This is a genomic window from Proteus sp. FZP2095 (assembly GCF_023701425.1).
Lineage (GTDB): Bacteria > Pseudomonadota > Gammaproteobacteria > Enterobacterales > Enterobacteriaceae > Proteus > Proteus cibarius.
Genome location: NZ_JAMQBJ010000003.1, coordinates 126,672 through 144,617, shown reverse-complemented (window position 1 = coordinate 144,617; position 17,946 = coordinate 126,672). Strand labels below are relative to the sequence as shown.

Annotated in this window: 14 protein-coding genes, 1 tRNA gene and 1 pseudogene; 3 read left to right on the top strand and 13 right to left on the bottom strand. The window is 37.4% G+C overall.

Annotated features, from left to right (window positions below; all coding sequences use genetic code 11):
- The 4 genes from NBG71_RS13490 to NBG71_RS13475 form a co-directional block, all read right to left on the bottom strand.
- The gene (locus NBG71_RS13490; RefSeq protein ID WP_250916924.1) at positions 1 to 2,646 is read right to left on the bottom strand and encodes a fimbria/pilus outer membrane usher protein; all 2,646 of its coding nucleotides are present in this window, start codon (positions 2,644 to 2,646) and stop codon (positions 1 to 3) included.
- A 38-nt stretch (positions 2,647 to 2,684) separates the two neighbouring features.
- A complete protein-coding gene (locus tag NBG71_RS13485) occupies positions 2,685 to 3,404 on the bottom strand; it encodes a fimbrial biogenesis chaperone (RefSeq protein WP_250916923.1) in 720 nt (239 codons plus the stop codon).
- Between the two features lie 64 nt (positions 3,405 to 3,468).
- Positions 3,469 to 4,032: a fimbrial protein gene (locus tag NBG71_RS13480; protein WP_075672887.1), complete on the bottom strand. Its 564-nt coding sequence runs from the start codon at positions 4,030 to 4,032 to the stop codon at positions 3,469 to 3,471.
- A 321-nt stretch (positions 4,033 to 4,353) separates the two neighbouring features.
- A complete protein-coding gene (locus tag NBG71_RS13475) occupies positions 4,354 to 4,653 on the bottom strand; it encodes a helix-turn-helix domain-containing protein (RefSeq protein ID WP_075672888.1) in 300 nt (99 codons plus the stop codon).
- 1,134 nt (positions 4,654 to 5,787) lie between these two features.
- On the opposite strand from NBG71_RS13475, the gene NBG71_RS13470 reads away from it, so the two are divergent.
- Positions 5,788 to 7,317, top strand: a complete 1,530-nt coding sequence (locus NBG71_RS13470; RefSeq protein WP_075672889.1) for a methyl-accepting chemotaxis protein — start codon at positions 5,788 to 5,790, stop codon at positions 7,315 to 7,317.
- 237 nt (positions 7,318 to 7,554) lie between these two features.
- Here NBG71_RS13470 and NBG71_RS13465 read toward each other — a convergent pair.
- The 7 genes and pseudogenes from NBG71_RS13465 to rpsU all read right to left on the bottom strand — a co-directional run.
- Positions 7,555 to 7,782: pseudogene (locus NBG71_RS13465) on the bottom strand (bestrophin family protein); the annotation flags it as partial.
- A 205-nt stretch (positions 7,783 to 7,987) separates the two neighbouring features.
- Entirely contained in the window at positions 7,988 to 8,707 is a 720-nt protein-coding gene (locus NBG71_RS13460; protein ID WP_075672890.1) for a scabin-related ADP-ribosyltransferase, read from the bottom strand.
- 85 nt (positions 8,708 to 8,792) lie between these two features.
- Entirely contained in the window at positions 8,793 to 9,152 is a 360-nt protein-coding gene (locus NBG71_RS13455; protein ID WP_075672891.1) for a hypothetical protein, read from the bottom strand.
- A 438-nt stretch (positions 9,153 to 9,590) separates the two neighbouring features.
- A tRNA-Ile gene (locus tag NBG71_RS13450) sits at positions 9,591 to 9,667 on the bottom strand.
- A gap of 317 nt (positions 9,668 to 9,984) precedes the next feature.
- Positions 9,985 to 11,841, bottom strand: coding sequence for an RNA polymerase sigma factor RpoD (gene rpoD, locus NBG71_RS13445; RefSeq protein WP_075672892.1), 1,857 nt, complete (start codon positions 11,839 to 11,841; stop codon positions 9,985 to 9,987).
- A 186-nt stretch (positions 11,842 to 12,027) separates the two neighbouring features.
- Positions 12,028 to 13,776 carry a DNA primase gene (gene dnaG, locus NBG71_RS13440; RefSeq protein ID WP_075672893.1) on the bottom strand — a complete coding sequence of 583 codons (1,749 nt, stop codon included), beginning with the start codon at positions 13,774 to 13,776 and terminating at the stop codon, positions 12,028 to 12,030.
- 112 nt (positions 13,777 to 13,888) lie between these two features.
- Entirely contained in the window at positions 13,889 to 14,104 is a 216-nt protein-coding gene (gene rpsU, locus NBG71_RS13435) for a 30S ribosomal protein S21 (protein ID WP_001144069.1), read from the bottom strand.
- A 342-nt stretch (positions 14,105 to 14,446) separates the two neighbouring features.
- Here rpsU and tsaD point away from each other — a divergent pair, with 342 nt between their 5' ends.
- Positions 14,447 to 15,469 (top strand): tRNA (adenosine(37)-N6)-threonylcarbamoyltransferase complex transferase subunit TsaD, encoded by a 1,023-nt coding sequence (tsaD, locus tag NBG71_RS13430; protein ID WP_098941951.1) that lies wholly within the window; start codon positions 14,447 to 14,449, stop codon positions 15,467 to 15,469.
- Between the two features lie 107 nt (positions 15,470 to 15,576).
- Here the strand turns inward: tsaD and plsY are convergent, their stop codons facing one another.
- Complete coding sequence (gene plsY, locus NBG71_RS13425) at positions 15,577 to 16,233, bottom strand: glycerol-3-phosphate 1-O-acyltransferase PlsY (protein ID WP_075672895.1); 657 nt, start codon at positions 16,231 to 16,233, stop codon at positions 15,577 to 15,579.
- A 105-nt stretch (positions 16,234 to 16,338) separates the two neighbouring features.
- Here plsY and folB point away from each other — a divergent pair, with 105 nt between their 5' ends.
- Positions 16,339 to 16,689 (top strand): bifunctional dihydroneopterin aldolase/7,8-dihydroneopterin epimerase, encoded by a 351-nt coding sequence (gene folB, locus NBG71_RS13420; RefSeq protein WP_075672896.1) that lies wholly within the window; start codon positions 16,339 to 16,341, stop codon positions 16,687 to 16,689.
- On the opposite strand, the gene NBG71_RS13415 is transcribed toward folB, so the two are convergent.
- A complete protein-coding gene (locus NBG71_RS13415) occupies positions 16,690 to 17,928 on the bottom strand; it encodes a multifunctional CCA addition/repair protein (RefSeq protein WP_099660219.1) in 1,239 nt (412 codons plus the stop codon).
- Between the last annotated feature and the right edge of the window lie 18 nt (positions 17,929 to 17,946).

The window sequence follows — 17,946 nt, the reverse complement described above, 5'->3', positions numbered from 1 at the left end:
TTATTCTCCACATACGCTGGTAAGTTGGACAAAACTACTTTGATTATCTTTATCTGGTGCTGGGGCACTATAGTTAATGGTACATTGCTGTATTTCACCTGGCCCCCATTTCACGGTTAAGCGACCTGACGTTTTCTCAACTCGGGCGTAGAGAAGTCCTCCCTGACCTATACTACCCACTTCATTGTTCTGTTCATCGTAAGCGACACTACCAAATGGAATAGCGCCGTTATTACGTTGGATTGTAATTAACAGAGGGATACCTGCATTAGTTTTAAACTCCACTTTAGTGATCGCACCTTCAAACGGTGCAACGCGCGCTTGCGTATTTTGTAGCTCGATATTATTTGACATTCCTTTCGGGTTAATCGTGATGTCATTCATTTGATATGGGGTTAAATAAGGCACAGCAGCATGACCAAATCCATCGATTTCAATGCCTGGATAGCCACTGACTTTGGCACCTTTAGCACCATCAGCTTCAACTACCGCAAAGGTATTGCCTTGATAAGGGGTTGCTACCACGCCACCAGACCAGCCAATAAATGAACCACTAGCACCGATCGAACCATTTTGATAATGCTCACCTAAACCATAGTTAGCTGTTAAGTTGGTATAATTAGTTTTTGCACTACCATTCAAGGTCATGCTAGATCCAACACCATGGTTTGTATTCATTGCTGTTATACCGTAGTTATAACGATTATTTTCACCCGCAGATCCAGAGATCCCGATACGCTCACCTACATCTCCTCGACCATTACGTGTTAAGGCTGCGGTTAAGGTCGGCATATGATCAACACTTAAATCATAGAGTGGTAAAATAAAGTTCAATTCAAACGATGTCTCCTTTTTACCATCGGCATTACGTGCTTGACCGACATTTAAGCCATAAGAGAGACGTTTCCAGCGGTTGTTGTAACCCATTTGGTATTGCAAGTCGGTCGTGTCATTATTCCAGTAGTTTTGTGTAAATCCACTGACATAGAATGTCCCCCAACCTTCGGGTAAACCTTGATCAATCGTGACATTAAAGCGGCTTTTTGGACGCCAAATATTGTTGATACTGCGCCCATAGCGTTCTTCATTAATAGCTTGAACGGCAGAGCTATAATCATAGAATTTTTCGGTATTAAATTTATAAGCAGCAATCGTCAGGTTACTATTAGTATCTTGAATAAATTTGCTATAACTGATTTGATAACTTTGTCCGCTATTCACTTTTGACGATGTTGTATTTAAATGCAAACGTGCTTGAGTGATGTCAGCAGAAAATGCTCCTAATGGCGTGCTTAATGCAAAACCAGCTTGAAGTGCGTAATAATCTGCACCGGTACTCTGTATACCCGCATAACCCGTTATCAGATTAGTTAATCCGCGACGATAAGTGGCTTGATATAACGTTGGATCATAGTCAACAGATGATGAGTTTAAATGGCCAGCGGATACCGTATAGTTATGTTGCCCAGGACGCAATAACTGCACAACAGAAGCGTAATAGACTTTAAAGTTTTGTTGTGACCCATCCGATTCTTGAATGGTGACATCTAAGTTACCACCATATCCTGATGGATAAAGGTCATCAATTTCAAATGGACCTGGCGGTACGGTAATTTCATGGATCACTCGCCCATCTTGGCGAATAATGACTCGGGCATTGGATTTTGCGACACCACGAATGGTCGGCGCAAAGCCACGCTGTGAGTCAGGTAACATTTTCTCATCACTAAAGAGTTGGATACCTCTTAATGGTTGTGAATCAAAAAGTTGTCCTGTCGTAAGAACATCACCAACTTGAACGACACCTTTTATTGTAGTGATAATACGTTGTAGATAATTATAAGTTGATGTGTAGTCATGGCCATTTTGTTCATTCCATGAATAATTACCAGTGTGATGGAAACTCCATGTGCCTAAATTTAGGTTACTATTAACACCAACGAATGCTGATTTGTAATTTGTTCCGTTGTTACGAGACATAAAATAATTTGCGTTATAGCTTACTAACAACGCATTTATACCTCGTTCCCAAAGTGAAGGACTTACATAACCACGGGGCTTATAACCAACAAGAGCTTGTGGTGTGTTGATCGTTAAACGTTGAACTGAGTGGTCATAGTTTACGTCAGTTGAGGGCACAAAATCGGTTAGTGCAATGCATTCATGTAGCTCTAACGCACTTTTTAATAGCGGTGTTATTTTGTCACTTTTAAACCCTATTAAGCCAATGATATCTTTAGTTAAACAAGGCGATACTTGGCCATTTGCCATATCTTTAAAGGTGACTGTTGTTCTTGTCATAAATTGGCTGTTGACATAGATTTCAACATTCCATGTACCCGGCAAGAAAGTATTTTCTTTATCAAAACGACTGATATCAATCTCACCTTGAGATGTATTCATAAAAATAGGATTAAATGAGAGTGAGTTAATTCCATTTGTATGGGAAGGCGCATTATTCTCTGTTGATGAGGCAGTATTATTTTGTAATAAAGGTGACGTATTGGTCGATAATACAGGAGTGCCATTAGGTAACCATTTATTATTTTCGATCTCTGTTATATTTTCTGCATAGGTATAGGGTGCGATTAGAAAAAAAGTCGCACTAGCAGATATTATAATAGTTTTTAAAATATAACTGCTCATTTGAGTATTCCCGTATATTTTATAAAGTCACTGGAGAATTAAATTTTTGATTCAACTATCTTCATGGCACCCCAATCGTTTACATATCGATAAACGACTTTATTTCCCGTATTTGCAGATATCTCATTGGGTATAGCAAAGTCATGGCTACCTAATGGCGGAACTAATTCACCATCAATAGGTTGTTTATCATTTCCATTAAGAGAAATAGAAACTAAAGAAACATAATAAGGGGCATTATTGATAACTTTTAAAGTGTTACCTGAAACTGAAAATTGAAGGCCTTCCGCAGCATTAATTGCCCCTATTTTATCTTTTAGTACATCAGGACGATAAAATAGTTTTATTCTTGAACGATAAGCAATTTGTAATTTATTATCTATTTCCGTATTTGCGTTAGGTGGTATTTCTAATACATTTAACCAATAAATAGATTCTTTATCTTTAGGTAATGTTGTAGCGCCCGTAAAACTAATTCTTAATGATTGTGATTTTTCTGGCTCAATGCGAAATATAGGGGGAGTTAATACAAAAGGAACTTGAATATTTTCAGGTTTTGCATCAACGTCACCAGTATCAATCCAATTTTGAATTAAAACAGGAACTTTCCCTTCATTACTAATTTTTACTGTGACTTCTTTTTCATTTTCATTATAAATAACACGAGTTCCGCTAATAATAACACCAGCGTTTACCCATGTAGAAATGATTAATAATAAACTAAAAAAAAAGCTTTTAATTAATTTAGGGGCTATCATATTTATCTTTATTCCATTAATAAAAAGCAAACAGAGAGGAGAAACTCCCCTCTGTTTATTTCGATTATTTATATTGCAGAGTATAAACAACGCTACTTGTTACTTTACCAGCCTCTGTTTTACCAATTGCGTAGTATTCTACAGCGTATGGTAAGGTGGCTTTATCATTAGTAATTGTATAATAAGTAGTATCATTTACTTGAGATGTGTTACCTACTTTAATTGCGTTAAAGTTAGCTCCATCTAACAGTTGTAACTGGACTAATTTTGCGCCAGTTGCAGCAACATCCATATTTTTCAAACGACCAGTCGCTTGGTCTACTGTTGCACCAGTTTCAAAGAATGCAGAAACAGTGCTATGACCTGCCACACCTACTTTACAATCAGAAAGGTTCATATTAAATGCAGTACGGCCAGTCACTTCACCTGCATTTTGTAAAACGTTAGTACTAACTGTTGGTAGAGTAATGGTTGCATCAGGGCCTTGACCTTCAATGTCAACTTTACAAGTAGTATCAGTTAATTCACCATTAAAAGTAATCGTACCAGTATTATCAGCAGCAATTGCATTACCAGCCATTAGACCAAATGCCATTGCTAAAGATGCACCAATGATAGATTTTTTCATTCTAAATTCCTTCGTTTTATATTAGATGACTACGTTTTAATAAATAGCTAAACATTTAAATAATATTTAGTAATTTATTTTTTTTGACTAGCTATTAGTGTAAAAATAAATAAAAGCCATCCATGGCGAATAAAAACACTTAATAAGCGTTTTTTATTTTCCTAATAATTATCTATTAATACGAAATAATAGTTTGGTCGATTGCTAACATCCCTAACTTCATAAAGCTAATAGCTCATGAAAATAAAACATAATTAAATATTTTATTTTCATGGTTAATTACTTATAGTGATGTTACGTAATTTTGTTAAATGTTTGTTTTTAATTTAGCTGGCTAATAGTAGTACCACTAAATTCATAGTCTCTTTTTTTTGATTGCGTATTTGGCACCTTTTCGTTGTAGGTGCTTATTACTTCACGATTCAAATCATCCCATGATTTATCAAAAATAATAAGTAGCTTGTTTATTAAACTAAGTGACATACTATTTTTGCCATTTTCATAACGGGATATTTGTTGTTGGCTAACAGAAATTATTTTTGCCAGTTCACGACCTGATAATTTCTTCTCTTTTCTAGCCTTCTTAAAAAAAAAGCCTACTTTTGTGTCTAGATCGTTCATAAATTAATTCCAATAACATGAGGTCTAATATTTAGAAGTTATCACATATTAAAATTAGCCATTTCATTTTGAATAACTATATTACACATAAATTAATGGGTAAAAATGGTTTGCTCTATGCGATATCATTTTGTAATAGGCCGTTCCTATCAAGAGAGTAATTATTGTAAGGCTATACTTAAGTTTTAGTAAGTGATAGATATATCAATATGTTAAGTAATTTAATGAAATTACAAACTAATTGCGATATTCGTTATGTGAGTTTTATTTGGGTGTAAAATCTCGTTTAGTAAGTTATATGTTATTTTATATTTCATTTTTCATCCTTATAAGATGAATTGTATGAAAGAGTTAGATATTGTAAGGGAATGTATTTTACGCGGATTATGGGTATTTATGAAAATTATAGAGCGTAAGAATTCTCTGAATAAAATCAAAAATGGGGGGATATGATGAAAATGAGTTATGTGTTTTTATAAAAAAATTGTAAAAACAACTTTTTTATTTAAAAGAGTGAAAAGTAATAATTGGTCTAATAGGGTAATTATAGTGGGATATATTCATATAAAGAAGAATTTGTTGTTTGATGCTAAGTAGATGGCCTTTTTTTGAAAATATTAATTGCAATGATGTTTTATTTGTTTTCTTAAATGTTTTATTTATTCCTCTATATGAGGTTAAAAACAATTTGTGTGTTTATCTATTCCTCTCTTTTACTAAAAGTGACAATAATTTTTCATTAGCGATATCCTAAGTGTATATACTCTGTTTTTAGAGATATTCAGAAACTGTTTATCTAAAATATATGAGCTAAATCGTAAAAATACTTAATATTTATTAATCTATAAGAGATGATCCCTATTTTTGTGAAATTAAAAATTTTTATCGATTTTGAGTTTTCATTAAAATTCATCCCTAATTGCTAATCAATTAATAACACTGAAATATTATTTCATAACGGTATATGATCTAGATTAATACTTAAATTTAAGAATAAAAATCTGATTACCATCATTGATGGAGAACTGTATTAATCGTTTGTATTGATAATTCTGATTAATGAGTAAATAAAATCTATTTCGTGCCGATAAATGAATGCATTTGTATCATTTTATTATCGGGGAAGATTATTTCATGAGTATTGAAAGATCAGCGAAAGTAGGTTCCATTATACTATTAACTATTTTCTTATTATCATCAGTTTTGTCGTCATTTTTTATTTATAGAATGCAAGAAAACTTTGCGTCATTGGATTCTTTGAATACCAGATTGAATAGTGTTCAAGAGGCAAGATATGAGTTAGCGACTATTCGTTCTCACGTCAATTATTTAATGTTGTTGAAAACCATGACGGATGAAAATAAGCAAGAAACTATTAAATCACTTGTTGCTGAAGCGAAAGAGTTGGCGACAAAATCAAAAGCGACTATTACTCATTGGGTAGGTGTGAAGAAAATAAGCCCTGATGCTCAACGTAATTCAGAGCAGCTCTCAGTGTTATTCTATTATCTTCTAGATGAACTTATTGCACCTATTGATACGCTAGATTACACAGAATCAAATCTCTCTAACGACTTTACTCGTCTATCTGAACTTTTTGATGAATATCTTATGATCACGAAAGGTGTGAATGATGATATTAAAGCACAGCAAGCTTGGATGGTGCAGTTGTCAATTTATACAACCATTATTGCCCTGGGGATCATTCTTGTTCTTCTGTATATCGTTATTCGTTGGGTAAATAAAACGTTTATCTTTAACTTGAATACGCTATCAGCTATTTTGCAGAAAGTGGGAGAGGGGGATTTAAGTTTCACTTTACCTAAGAAACGAAATGATGAGTTTGGAACCTTGTTCTCTAATGTGGGAGAGATGCAAACCTCGCTAACATCGACTATTCAACTAGTTAAAGAAGAAGCATTAGAGATCAAAAAAGGCTCAGCAGAAATTGCTTCTGGTAACCAAGATCTCTCTTCTCGTACCGAAGAGCAAGCGAGTGCTCTGCAACAGACAGCGGCAAGTATGGAAGAGATTAAAATTGCGGTAGTGAATAATACTGATAATGCGATTTTAGCCAACTCCATCACCGCAGAAACACGTGATTTGGCGATTGATGGTTCTAATATCATGAATGATGCCATTAACTCGATGAAAAAAATCGAGGTGGGTACATTAAAAGTTGCTGAAATCAATGATGTAGTTAATAACATTGCAAGCCAAACTAATATTCTGGCATTAAACGCAGCGGTTGAAGCGGCGCGTGCGGGTGAACAAGGTCGCGGATTTACTGTTGTTGCAACAGAAGTGAGAAATTTAGCAGCAAGAAGTGCGGATGCTGCGCGTGAAATTAATCAAATCATCAGAGAATCCGTTGCTGACGTAGCTCATGGTCGAGAATTAGTGAATAGAACGGGCGAGCATATGCAGGACATCGTTTCTTCTATTACTAAAGTTAGCGATATCATGCAGGGCATTAGTATCGCATCAGAAGAGCAAAAAGTGGGCATTGAACAGATTGCAGTTGCCATTAACCAAATGGATTCTGTTGTTCAGCAGAATGCAGCTTTAGTTGAACAGGGCGCAACGTCAACAATGATTTTAGATGAGAAAGCACAAAACTTAACAGATAAAGTTTCAGTCTTTCAAATTAAAGAACAATATTAATAATTGAAATAGCTGGTTAACGTTTATATTTAAAACAAGCTCACTTTAATAGCGATATAAGAGTGAGCTTTATTTTTGAAACGTCATTTGATGCTGGCTTTTATTTCCCGTGCCTTTATTCTCATTAGCGTGTACTTGGGTATATTGCGTAGCGCTTATAACTATAGGTATTATTTATCTGTTAATCAGAGTAAATTATAATGTTTATCTGGTCTTACAGTTATCGGTAATGGGCTAATAGCTTGCATTATTTCTGAAACCAAGAGACATCGCAATGGCAATACCTAACAAACTAAAAGGAGCAATTGTTAAGTGTATTCCTAATTGTTCATACCATTGATAAATCAAAATAGCGATAATTGACATGATAACATTAAGGCATAAACGAAAGATTATTTTTGAAAGCACAGAACCATGCCAATCAAATAACCGCAAGAACCCGTGTTGATTAGGACGAATGACCATAATAGTAATGATATAAAACGAGGTTTAAATTTTTTGGAATATTATCTCAATAAAAGAAGTAATAAGCTAATTAATTCTCTTGAAAAATAAAGAGGATAAAAAGCTGGTTCATATCTGTATGTATGAACCAGAACGATAAATTTATATTATTAAATATAATTATTGTTAATATAATAATTTATGCATAGTTGATCTGATTTATTAATCATAATGTTTCAGCCACCTCCATAACTGTACTTAGCACAGAGCCCCATGTGAATGAAGAAGAAGGTAGCACTGCGGATGCTTCTGCTAATTCATTGTTTATATTAGTCATAGATAATCCCATTACAAGGTGGGGTAAATTATCTATCTTTAATGGGTTATAACCTTTATATGGTTCATCAGATGAATGCGTTTCTTCTGGTGAATAATGAGGGTTTGGAATTGTTTCTTCAATAATATCACTATCTATTTTTGTGTAGATAGTGACAAGCTCTATTAATTGATTTGGAATGTTTATATATGCGGAATATTCTTGTTCTTCAGTTAATACGGTTCTGAGTATATCACTGACACGTTCTTTAATTTGATCATGATAATAATAGACGGTATCAAGTGCAGAATAAAAATTATTTGTTGGTCTTATCTTATAAATATAAGATTTATTTTCGCTTGAGACATTGAGCAAATCTTTTGCGAATTTTTCACTTGATTTAAAACTTGATGTCGTAGGAATAAATGCAGAGTCTTTACTTCCTCTTCTCCCTGAAACACCATTTACATGAGCATGAAAATTGATATTATTTCCCCAAGCAACAAATCCTTTTTTAAATACCTCCTCTGGTGGTCTTGAATCTGCTCTGTACACTTTACTTACGGGTCTTGCATATGATAGCTGTATATTAAATAAAATAAATAATATAATTAAAATTATTTTTCTCATTATAACCTCTTATTATTCTATAAATGCTTTAGAGTGCTATGTTATTTCTCTTTTTATTTAGTCATAATTTTTTATTTTGGAGTAATTAATGTTTTGATAATCCAATCATATATAAGGCATCGTTACCAGGAAAAGCATTTTCTACCCCGACGCATACGGCTATATCTGCCTGTGTCAGAAATGAAACTTTAGCGATATCGTAAAGTGTAGTGGCATTGTACATAATACCATAATGATAGGAGCCACCCGTTTTAGGGACAAATTTTATATTGGCTGCTAATACTGGTTTTTCCCCATTGTTATAACTATTAGTTACAACGGTTAAGCTGGAAATTTTGCCATTTTTTACACTTCCATTTAATTTTTTGCAATAACCGTCAAAATTAGTTCCGGCATGCGAAAATGATGAAAAGGAAAGAAGACTAATAATAAGTAATTTTTTCATTTATAACCTCTATATTTATGGTGTTTATATGTAATTGTCGTTAATTCCATTGAATAAATAATTGATGTTCATTGTTGGATTTAATATGTACATCTAAGTAATGGAAGTGATTTAAATATACAGAGGTAAGTTGTTTTTAAAATATTTTTTTTAACATATTGTAATGTAAAAATAATATTTACAATGCGAATTTGTTTTTGAAAGTTTTATCTGATGAAAATAAATAGAAATATAATATGTTATTTTTCTGAGGGGAATATTTTTGAGGAGCAACGAGTTTTAATATTCTATTAATGAAAGGATAAAACTTGAAGTGTAGAAAAAGGGGGCCGATAAAAATTAACGTAGTTAAAGATATTTGATGGGGCAACGGTTTATAAAAACAAAAAAGCCACTTGCTAAGAAGTGGCTTAATGCGCTGATTTAACAGCTAAAATTTGGTGGCCCCTACTGGACTTGAACCAGTGACCAATCGATTATGAGTCGACTGCTCTAACCAACTGAGCTAAGGGGCCTTAATGGAGTGTGATTATACGTGCCATTTGGCACTAGGTCTAGCCTTTGAATGACTGTATGCGCAAATTCTGTTCAATCTAAACAATAAAAAAATAAAACAGAGAATAACAGTGATATCAATAACATAGTGTAATGACTAATGGGTAAGCTTACATATAGGTACAATAATATAAATAATAAGGCTATTTTTTATAAATATATGTAGATGAAGTCTATTGTAGCTTACATCGTGTGTGGATACTGTTTCAAAATTCCATAAAAAAACGCCTGTGATATCACAGGCGTCTATTATAACTTTTATTGAAAAGTAAGTTGATTACTCGTCAAGGAAGCTACGTAGTACCTCAGAACGGCTTGGATGGCGTAATTTACGCAGTGCCTTCGCTTCAATCTGACGAATACGTTCACGGGTAACATCAAACTGTTTACCCACTTCTTCCAAGGTATGGTCGGTATTCATATCGATACCGAAACGCATACGCAGGACTTTCGCTTCACGTAATGTTAAGCCAGCTAACACTTCGTGAGTTGCTGAACGTAAGCTTTCTGATGTTGCAGAATCCAGTGGTAATTCGAGAGTCGTATCCTCGATAAAATCGCCTAAATGTGAATCTTCATCGTCACCGATTGGGGTTTCCATGGAGATTGGTTCTTTAGCGATTTTCAGTACCTTACGGATCTTGTCTTCAGGCATCAGCATGCGCTCTGCAAGCTCTTCTGGTGAAGGTTCACGTCCCATCTCTTGCAACATTTGGCGAGAGATACGGTTCAGTTTATTAATCGTTTCGATCATGTGAACAGGGATACGGATTGTACGCGCCTGATCAGCGATTGAACGAGTAATTGCCTGACGGATCCACCATGTTGCATAAGTTGAGAACTTATAACCACGACGGTATTCAAATTTATCAACCGCTTTCATCAGACCAATATTCCCTTCCTGAATTAGGTCAAGGAACTGCAAGCCACGGTTGGTATATTTTTTCGCGATAGAGATAACGAGACGTAAGTTCGCTTCGACCATCTCTTTTTTCGCACGACGTGCTTTGGCTTCACCGATAGACATACGACGGTTAATATCTTTAACCTGTTCGATTGTCAGTCCAGTTTCAACTTCAATTTGTTGCAGCTTTTGTAAACTGCGTTGTACTTCTTCTTCAATACCTGCCAGTTTTTCAGACCAAGGCTTATTCATTGCACGAGCAGCAGTGAACCATGTGTCATTGGTTTCGTTACCTGTAAACAAAGTAATGAAGTTTTTCTTTGGCATCTTAACTTGATCAACACAAAGACGCATGATGTGACGTTCTTGAGCACGAACTCTGTCCATCATTTCACGCATATTGTTAACCAGATAATCAAACTGTTTTGGTACTAAGCGGAACTGTTTGAAAATTTCAGATAACAATAAGATTTCAAGCTCTGTATCTTTGTGGTTACGACCTTTCGCCTTGATAGTTTGGCGAGTTTTTTCGTATTGCTCACGAAGCTCAGTAAATTTCTGACGCGCTAATTCAGGATCGATGCTGTTATCATCATCGCTATCGCTGTCATTGTCGCTATCTTCATCTTCGTCTTCATCTTCGTCTTCATCACTATTGTCAACGTCATCATCATCTTTGTCTAAATTGACATCTTCACTTTCTGCCATTTCTTCGGCATTAGGGTCAATAAACGCAGTAATTAAGTCTGAAAGACGTGCTTCGCCAGCTTCAACGCGATCATACTGTTCAAGAAGATAAGTAATTGCTTCAGGATATTCTGCAACGGAACATTGAACTTGGTTAATACCATCTTCAATGCGTTTTGCGATATCAATTTCACCTTCCCGGGTGAGCAGTTCAACTGTTCCCATTTCTCGCATATACATACGGACAGGGTCGGTTGTACGGCCAATCTCAGATTCTACACTAGAAAGTACCTGAGCTGCGGCTTCTGCAGCATCATCATCAGTATCATTTGAATTTTCTGCCAGCATCAGATCATCGGCGTCAGGTGCTTCTTCCATAACCTGAATGCCCATGTCGTTAATCATCTGGATGATGTCTTCGATTTGATCTGAATCGACGATATCTTCCGGCAGATGGTCATTGACCTCAGCATAGGTCAGGTAGCCTTGCTCCTTACCTTTAGTAACAAGTAGCTTCAGCTGTGACTGCGGGTTTTGCTCCATAAGACGGTATCCACACTTCAAAGTAATTTGGGTTGGTGTCGGTCGGCGATAACTGTTCAGCCAACAATAACTACGGAGGGGCATTTTCATTGTCGATTGCTACGGTCCCCTCAGCGTAGCAAATGTAGGTTTTTAGTACCTACCGATAGCGGCAATTAAGCCGTGTTTTTAATCTTAATTTTGTGTTTACTTTTTAACGCGTGCCTGTATTATCAATTGGACTTCTTCGCGTTCATCTTGCGTTAGGCCTTCTGTTCTCTCTTTCGCAATAAGCGCGTTTAAACGTTCATCCATTGCGGTTAAAAAAAGATGATCTAACGTGTCTGTAAAGGTTTTCTCTGCAATCTCATCTATATCTATATCGTTCCACATTGCCAATTTTTCAAGCTGTTTACCGAATTTATTCTCTCTATAGAGTTCGATAATCTGTCCTGTATTTAGGCCCGGTTGTGCTTGGCAAACGGAAACTAACTCAATAAAAAGCGATAGACCTGCAATTTTTTCTGTACTTAATCCCTCGAGAGGGGGCACTAATTTAGAGAACTCTGGGTTTTGTATCAATAAGGCAATCAATATACGCATTGGTGTAGTGCGTAATTTTGTCGGTTGATACGACAACTCGTGATTAACCGGTGTTTTACCAAATAAACGATCCATTTGCTCAATATCGGGATTTCCCGTTAAGCTTCCAAGCTCTCTTAATAAATATAGACGTAAAGTTTCACTTGGGATCTTATCTATTAATGGTCTGGCTAAACTATATAGCTTACCATTGCCTTCTTGAGTACTCAGATCCACTTGCGGAACGAGTGAATCAAACAAAAATTCTGATAATGAATGTGCTTGTTCCATACGTTTTTCAAAAGCGTCTTTACCTTCACGACGAACCAATGAATCAGGATCATCACCTTCGGGTAAAAACATAAAACGTAAAGAGCGACCATCATTTAAAAAAGGAAGGGCGGTTTCTAATGCTCGCCATGCGGCATCACGACCAGCTCTATCTCCATCATAGCAGCAAATAATGTTATCCGTTGTCCGAAAGAGCAACTGGATATGTTCTGCTGTAGTGGAGGTTCCTAATGAGGCAACGGCATAATCAATACCAAACTGCGCTAATGCCACAACATCCATATAACCTTCAACAACTAATAGCTTTGTGACGTTATTATTAGATTGTTGCGCTTCATAAAGTCCGTAAAGTTGGCGACCTTTATGGAATATCTCTGTTTCTGGTGAGTTTAAGTATTTAGGTAAATCATCACCTAACACTCGCCCTCCGAAGGCAATAACACGGCCACGTCTATCTCGGATAGGAAACATGACTCGTTGGCGAAAACGATCATAAGTGCGGCCATTATCGTTAGTTATTACCATACCCGCTTCAAGAAGTAAGGCTTTATTATCGGCACTTTGACCAAAACGTTTTAGGGCATTATCCCAACCAGTTGGCACAAATCCAATAGAGAAACGGGTAATAATCTCTTCACTAAGACCTCGATGCGCGAGATAGTTTCTTGCTTCTTGTGCATCAGGTTTATTGAGAGCGCTACTATAATACTGATTCAACTTCTCCATCACTTGATAGAGATTTTGTCTTATATGTCGTTCAATAGGGCTACTGCCTGTTCCTGATTCATAAGGAACTTCTAACCCATGCATTGCTGCTAACTCTTCAATGGTTTCGACAAAATCAAGCCTGTCGTAATTCATCAAAAAATCAATAGCATTGCCATGCGCGCCGCAACCAAAACAGTGATAAAACTGTTTGTCGCTATTTACTGTGAAAGAGGGCGTTTTTTCATTATGAAACGGACAACACGCTGAATGATTTTTGCCTTGTTTTTTTAACGGCACGCGAGCGTCGATAAGATCGATGATATCGGTTCGAGCAAGCAAATCATTGATAAATGAACGTGGAATTCGTCCAGCCATAAGCCCTTTTACGCCTGTTGTTGAACGAGAATAAGCCGCGCTCTCAGAAGAAAGCACGGCCTTTAACTGCGACTACAGTGTCTGCATATGTTGCGGTATAAGCCGCAAAATATTAGTACAGACGAGTACGACGTGCGTTTTCGCGAGCTAATTTTTTAGCGTGACGTTTTACTGCTGATGCTTTAGCGCGTTTACGTTCAGTCGTTGGTTTTTCATAAAACTCACGACGACGAACTTCTGCTAATACGCCTGCTTTTTCACAAGAGCGTTTGAAACGACGAAGAGCAACGTCAAATGGCTCGTTTTCACGTACTTTGATTACCGGCATGTGCCTCTCACCTCAATAGAAATCGGTTTGCGCTGGCATTATTTAAGCCAGCCGACATTTAAAATGGTGCGGAATTTTACTTCAAAGCAGGGCACTTTGTAAAGAGATGCACAAAATTGAAACGCAAACTCTCACTTTTGTGTCTTTTTTGGGAGACCACAAAAAGCGAAAGTCGCTAACCACACATTTAAATCACTTAAAATAGGTGGATAATTATAGAACAGAAAAAGGAATTTGTCACATGCTGGTATGTAAAAGATGTGCTGAAGGCGTATAAAATCACCGAAATAATGGTACAATCGATTTATTACGCGAGTCCGCGAAGAAGAATTTGGAAGCGTCATGCGAGTTTTAGGTATTGAAACATCTTGCGATGAAACCGGTATCGCAATTTACGATGATAAAGCCGGTCTATTAGCGAATCAACTTTATAGCCAAATTAAACTACACGCCGATTATGGTGGTGTAGTTCCTGAACTTGCTTCACGGGATCATATCCGTAAAACAGTACCTCTTATTCAAGCGGCACTGAAAGAAGCAAATCTTACGGCACAAGATATTGATGCGGTTGCTTATACAGCGGGACCCGGTCTTGTTGGCGCTTTGCTTGTAGGCGCAACAATTGGACGCTCGTTAGCTTTTGCATGGGATGTTCCAGCTATTCCTGTTCATCATATGGAAGGCCATTTATTGGCTCCAATGCTTGAAGAGAAAACACCTGAGTTTCCGTTTGTGGCACTTTTGGTTTCTGGCGGTCATACACAATTAATCAGTGTGACAGGAATTGGCGAATACACTTTATTAGGTGAATCTATCGATGATGCTGCCGGTGAAGCTTTTGATAAAACAGCAAAATTGTTAGGATTAGATTATCCCGGCGGTCCTGTTTTATCGAAAATGGCGCAACAAGGCACAGAAGGTCGATTTGTTTTTCCTCGTCCAATGACTGACAGACCGGGGCTTGACTTTAGTTTCTCTGGTTTAAAAACCTTTGCTGCTAATACTATTCGTCAAAATGACGATTCAGACCAAACTCGCGCTGATATCGCACGGGCATTTGAAGATGCTGTTGTTGATACGCTAGCGATAAAATGTCGTAGAGCTTTAGAACAAACGGGCTTTAAACGTTTAGTGATGGCGGGTGGTGTAAGTGCTAACCGGACATTACGTGCGAAAATGGAAACCGTGATGAAGCAATTAGGTGGCGAAGTTTTTTATGCGCGCCCTGAACTGTGTACTGATAATGGTGCAATGATTGCATTAGCGGGGATGATCCGCTTTAAAGGCGGTACAGAAGGCCCATTAAGTGTGACTGTAAGACCTCGCTGGCCTTTAGCTGAATTGCCTGCCCTTGAAAATAAATAATGCATTGTAAAGTGTCTATTTCTAATTTGACACTCGATATTTGCAAAAGAAAAGCCACTTTATAAGTGGCTTTTCTTTTTTCAATTCAAATTTTAAACAGACGTTAATTAATCTTCTTTTTCTTGCTCTTTCGCTTCTTGAATGATCTCTTTTTCCGTTTTTTCGGTTTTCTTTTTCAATTTGTGCCAGATCCGGCTTTCTTGACCACGCCATAAACGTTGAATATTGTCATGATGACGGTAAAGTACAAGACATGATAATAACGCGACGGGATAAGTGAATTCTGGTTTAAACCACCAAACGTAAAAAGGGGCAAGTAGTGCGCTGATGATCGCGCCAAGTGATGAATAGCCACTCAGTAAGACGGTGAGTAACCATGTTCCTGCAATAAGACCACTTAAATCCCAACCAATGGCAGCAATAGCACCAAATGCAGTGGCAACGCCTTTTCCGCCTTTAAAGTGGAAGAAAACAGGGTAGATATGCCCAAGGCAAGCTGCGATTGCCACAATGCCGAGGTAAAAAGGAGGCACATTTAAGTAGTAGGCGAGCCAAACAGGGAGCATCCCTTTTAGGACGTCACAGATAAGCACTGCCGCTGCGGCCGCTTTTCCACCAATACGTAGGACGTTGGTCGCTCCGGGATTGCCAGAGCCAAATTTTCTTGGATCAGGTAGTCTTGCCAGTCGGCAAATCAATATCGCGCTGGAGATTGAGCCGCACAAGTAGGCGAAGATGATCATTCCAAGTGCGTTAGCACTCATTTGTATTCTCCAATGTTTATGTAAGTTCGTTAGGCATGTATGGATAATACGCATATTTCATCGGAAGTGGTATCCGATGAGCAGAAAAAAATAAGAGATGACGTGATGGATATCGTATTTATTGAGCAATTATCAGTAATAACCACAATCGGTGTTTATGATTGGGAAAAAACCATAAAACAAAAATTAGTGTTCGATATCGAAATGGAATGGGATAACAAACGCGCATCCCAAACCGATGATGTGGTTCATTGTTTAGATTATGCCAGTGTGAGTAATGCAATCATTGACTATGTTGAGACCCGACGTTTTGAGTTAGTTGAACGTGTAGCAGAAGAAGTGGCACAGCTATTGATAACTCAATTTGCTGTACCTAGAGTAAAAATTAAATTAGCGAAACCTGGGGCTGTTGCACAAGCCAAAAATGTGGGTGTAATTATTGAGCGTAAAGCTTAATTAGAGCTGATCCTGATTAAGTCGTGATTTCCATTTTATAATCGCGACTTCTCGTTGCTTGGTTAGCGCATCTCGTATTGCACTACCTTTTAATCCACTTTCAATAATTGGCTTAATATCCACATTATTTGCAATTGCGAAAGCTTGGCAAAGAAACGCGCGTTGTGGATAAACGAGATTTTCTAATCCTTTTCGTCCTCTGGCGTCCGCTTCACTCACCATCGCTAATTGCTCAACACGTTCAGGTTTTCGCCATGCGTCAATAGCATCAAGTAAGCGGATTATTTTTGAAGGGCGCATTCTATCAATACGATGGATATGATCATGAAACCTTGCCGTTAGGCGTGCCAAATCACGAATATGATTAGGAATACGATAACGTTGGCATAAGGCTTCAACTAAAGGAACACCGGCAGGGCCATGTCCATGGTGATGAGGCCAATTTTCAGGAGGTGTTAATCCTTTTCCCAAATCATGGCATAAGGCGCTAAAGCGTACCGCAATATCGTCGGTTAATTGGCTAGCGATATTGAGTACCATCATGGCATGAATGCCTGTATCGATTTCTGGGTGCCATTTTTCAGGCGCAGGAACACCAAACAAAGCATCAATTTCAGGAAAAAGAACACTTAAAGCACCACATTGACGTAGAACTTCAAAATAGACTTGAGGCGCGGGGCTCTCAAGGGCTTTTTCTGTTTCTTTCCAAACACGTTCAGCCGTCAGCGCATTTAGCTCGCCACTTTGTGCCATTGTTTTCATTAATTGCAGTGTTTCAGGTGCAACTCTAAATCCTAAAGGTGCAAATCGTGCAGCAAAACGTGCAACCCGCAAAACTCTTAAAGGATCTTCTGAAAATGCTTCAGAGACATGACGAAGTTGTCTCGCATGAATATCATCTATGCCATGGTAAGGATCGACATATTCACCATTAGCAGAATAAGCAATAGCATTAATGGTGAGATCACGACGTGCGAGATCGTCTTCTAACGTGACATCTGGCGCTGCATAACAAGTGAAACCCGTGTAACCTGAGCCTGATTTTCGTTCTGTACGCGCAAGGGCATACTCTTCATGAGTATCTGGATGAAGAAAGACAGGAAAATCTTTGCCTACTTGTTGATAGCCTTGTTGTAACAGCATTTGAGGTGTTGCACCAACAACAACCCAATCTCTGTCTTTTACTGGCATCTGCAATAGTTGGTCGCGCACAGCACCACCAACAAGGTATATATTCACGGGATCACTGTTCCTTTG

Excerpts from the sequence above, each read along its gene's own strand:
- NBG71_RS13490 (WP_250916924.1), bottom strand. The coding sequence starts at position 2,646 with ATGAGCAGTTATATTTTAAAAACTATTATAATATCTGCTAGTGCGACT.
- NBG71_RS13485 (WP_250916923.1), bottom strand. The coding sequence starts at position 3,404 with ATGATAGCCCCTAAATTAATTAAAAGCTTTTTTTTTAGTTTATTATTA.
- NBG71_RS13480 (WP_075672887.1), bottom strand. The coding sequence starts at position 4,032 with ATGAAAAAATCTATCATTGGTGCATCTTTAGCAATGGCATTTGGTCTA.
- NBG71_RS13475 (WP_075672888.1), bottom strand. The coding sequence starts at position 4,653 with ATGAACGATCTAGACACAAAAGTAGGCTTTTTTTTTAAGAAGGCTAGA.
- NBG71_RS13470 (WP_075672889.1), top strand. The coding sequence starts at position 5,788 with ATGAGTATTGAAAGATCAGCGAAAGTAGGTTCCATTATACTATTAACT.
- NBG71_RS13460 (WP_075672890.1), bottom strand. The coding sequence starts at position 8,707 with ATGAGAAAAATAATTTTAATTATATTATTTATTTTATTTAATATACAG.
- NBG71_RS13455 (WP_075672891.1), bottom strand. The coding sequence starts at position 9,152 with ATGAAAAAATTACTTATTATTAGTCTTCTTTCCTTTTCATCATTTTCG.
- rpoD (WP_075672892.1), bottom strand. The coding sequence starts at position 11,841 with ATGGAGCAAAACCCGCAGTCACAGCTGAAGCTACTTGTTACTAAAGGT.
- dnaG (WP_075672893.1), bottom strand. The coding sequence starts at position 13,776 with ATGGCTGGACGAATTCCACGTTCATTTATCAATGATTTGCTTGCTCGA.
- rpsU (WP_001144069.1), bottom strand. The coding sequence starts at position 14,104 with ATGCCGGTAATCAAAGTACGTGAAAACGAGCCATTTGACGTTGCTCTT.
- tsaD (WP_098941951.1), top strand. The coding sequence starts at position 14,447 with ATGCGAGTTTTAGGTATTGAAACATCTTGCGATGAAACCGGTATCGCA.
- plsY (WP_075672895.1), bottom strand. The coding sequence starts at position 16,233 with ATGAGTGCTAACGCACTTGGAATGATCATCTTCGCCTACTTGTGCGGC.
- folB (WP_075672896.1), top strand. The coding sequence starts at position 16,339 with ATGGATATCGTATTTATTGAGCAATTATCAGTAATAACCACAATCGGT.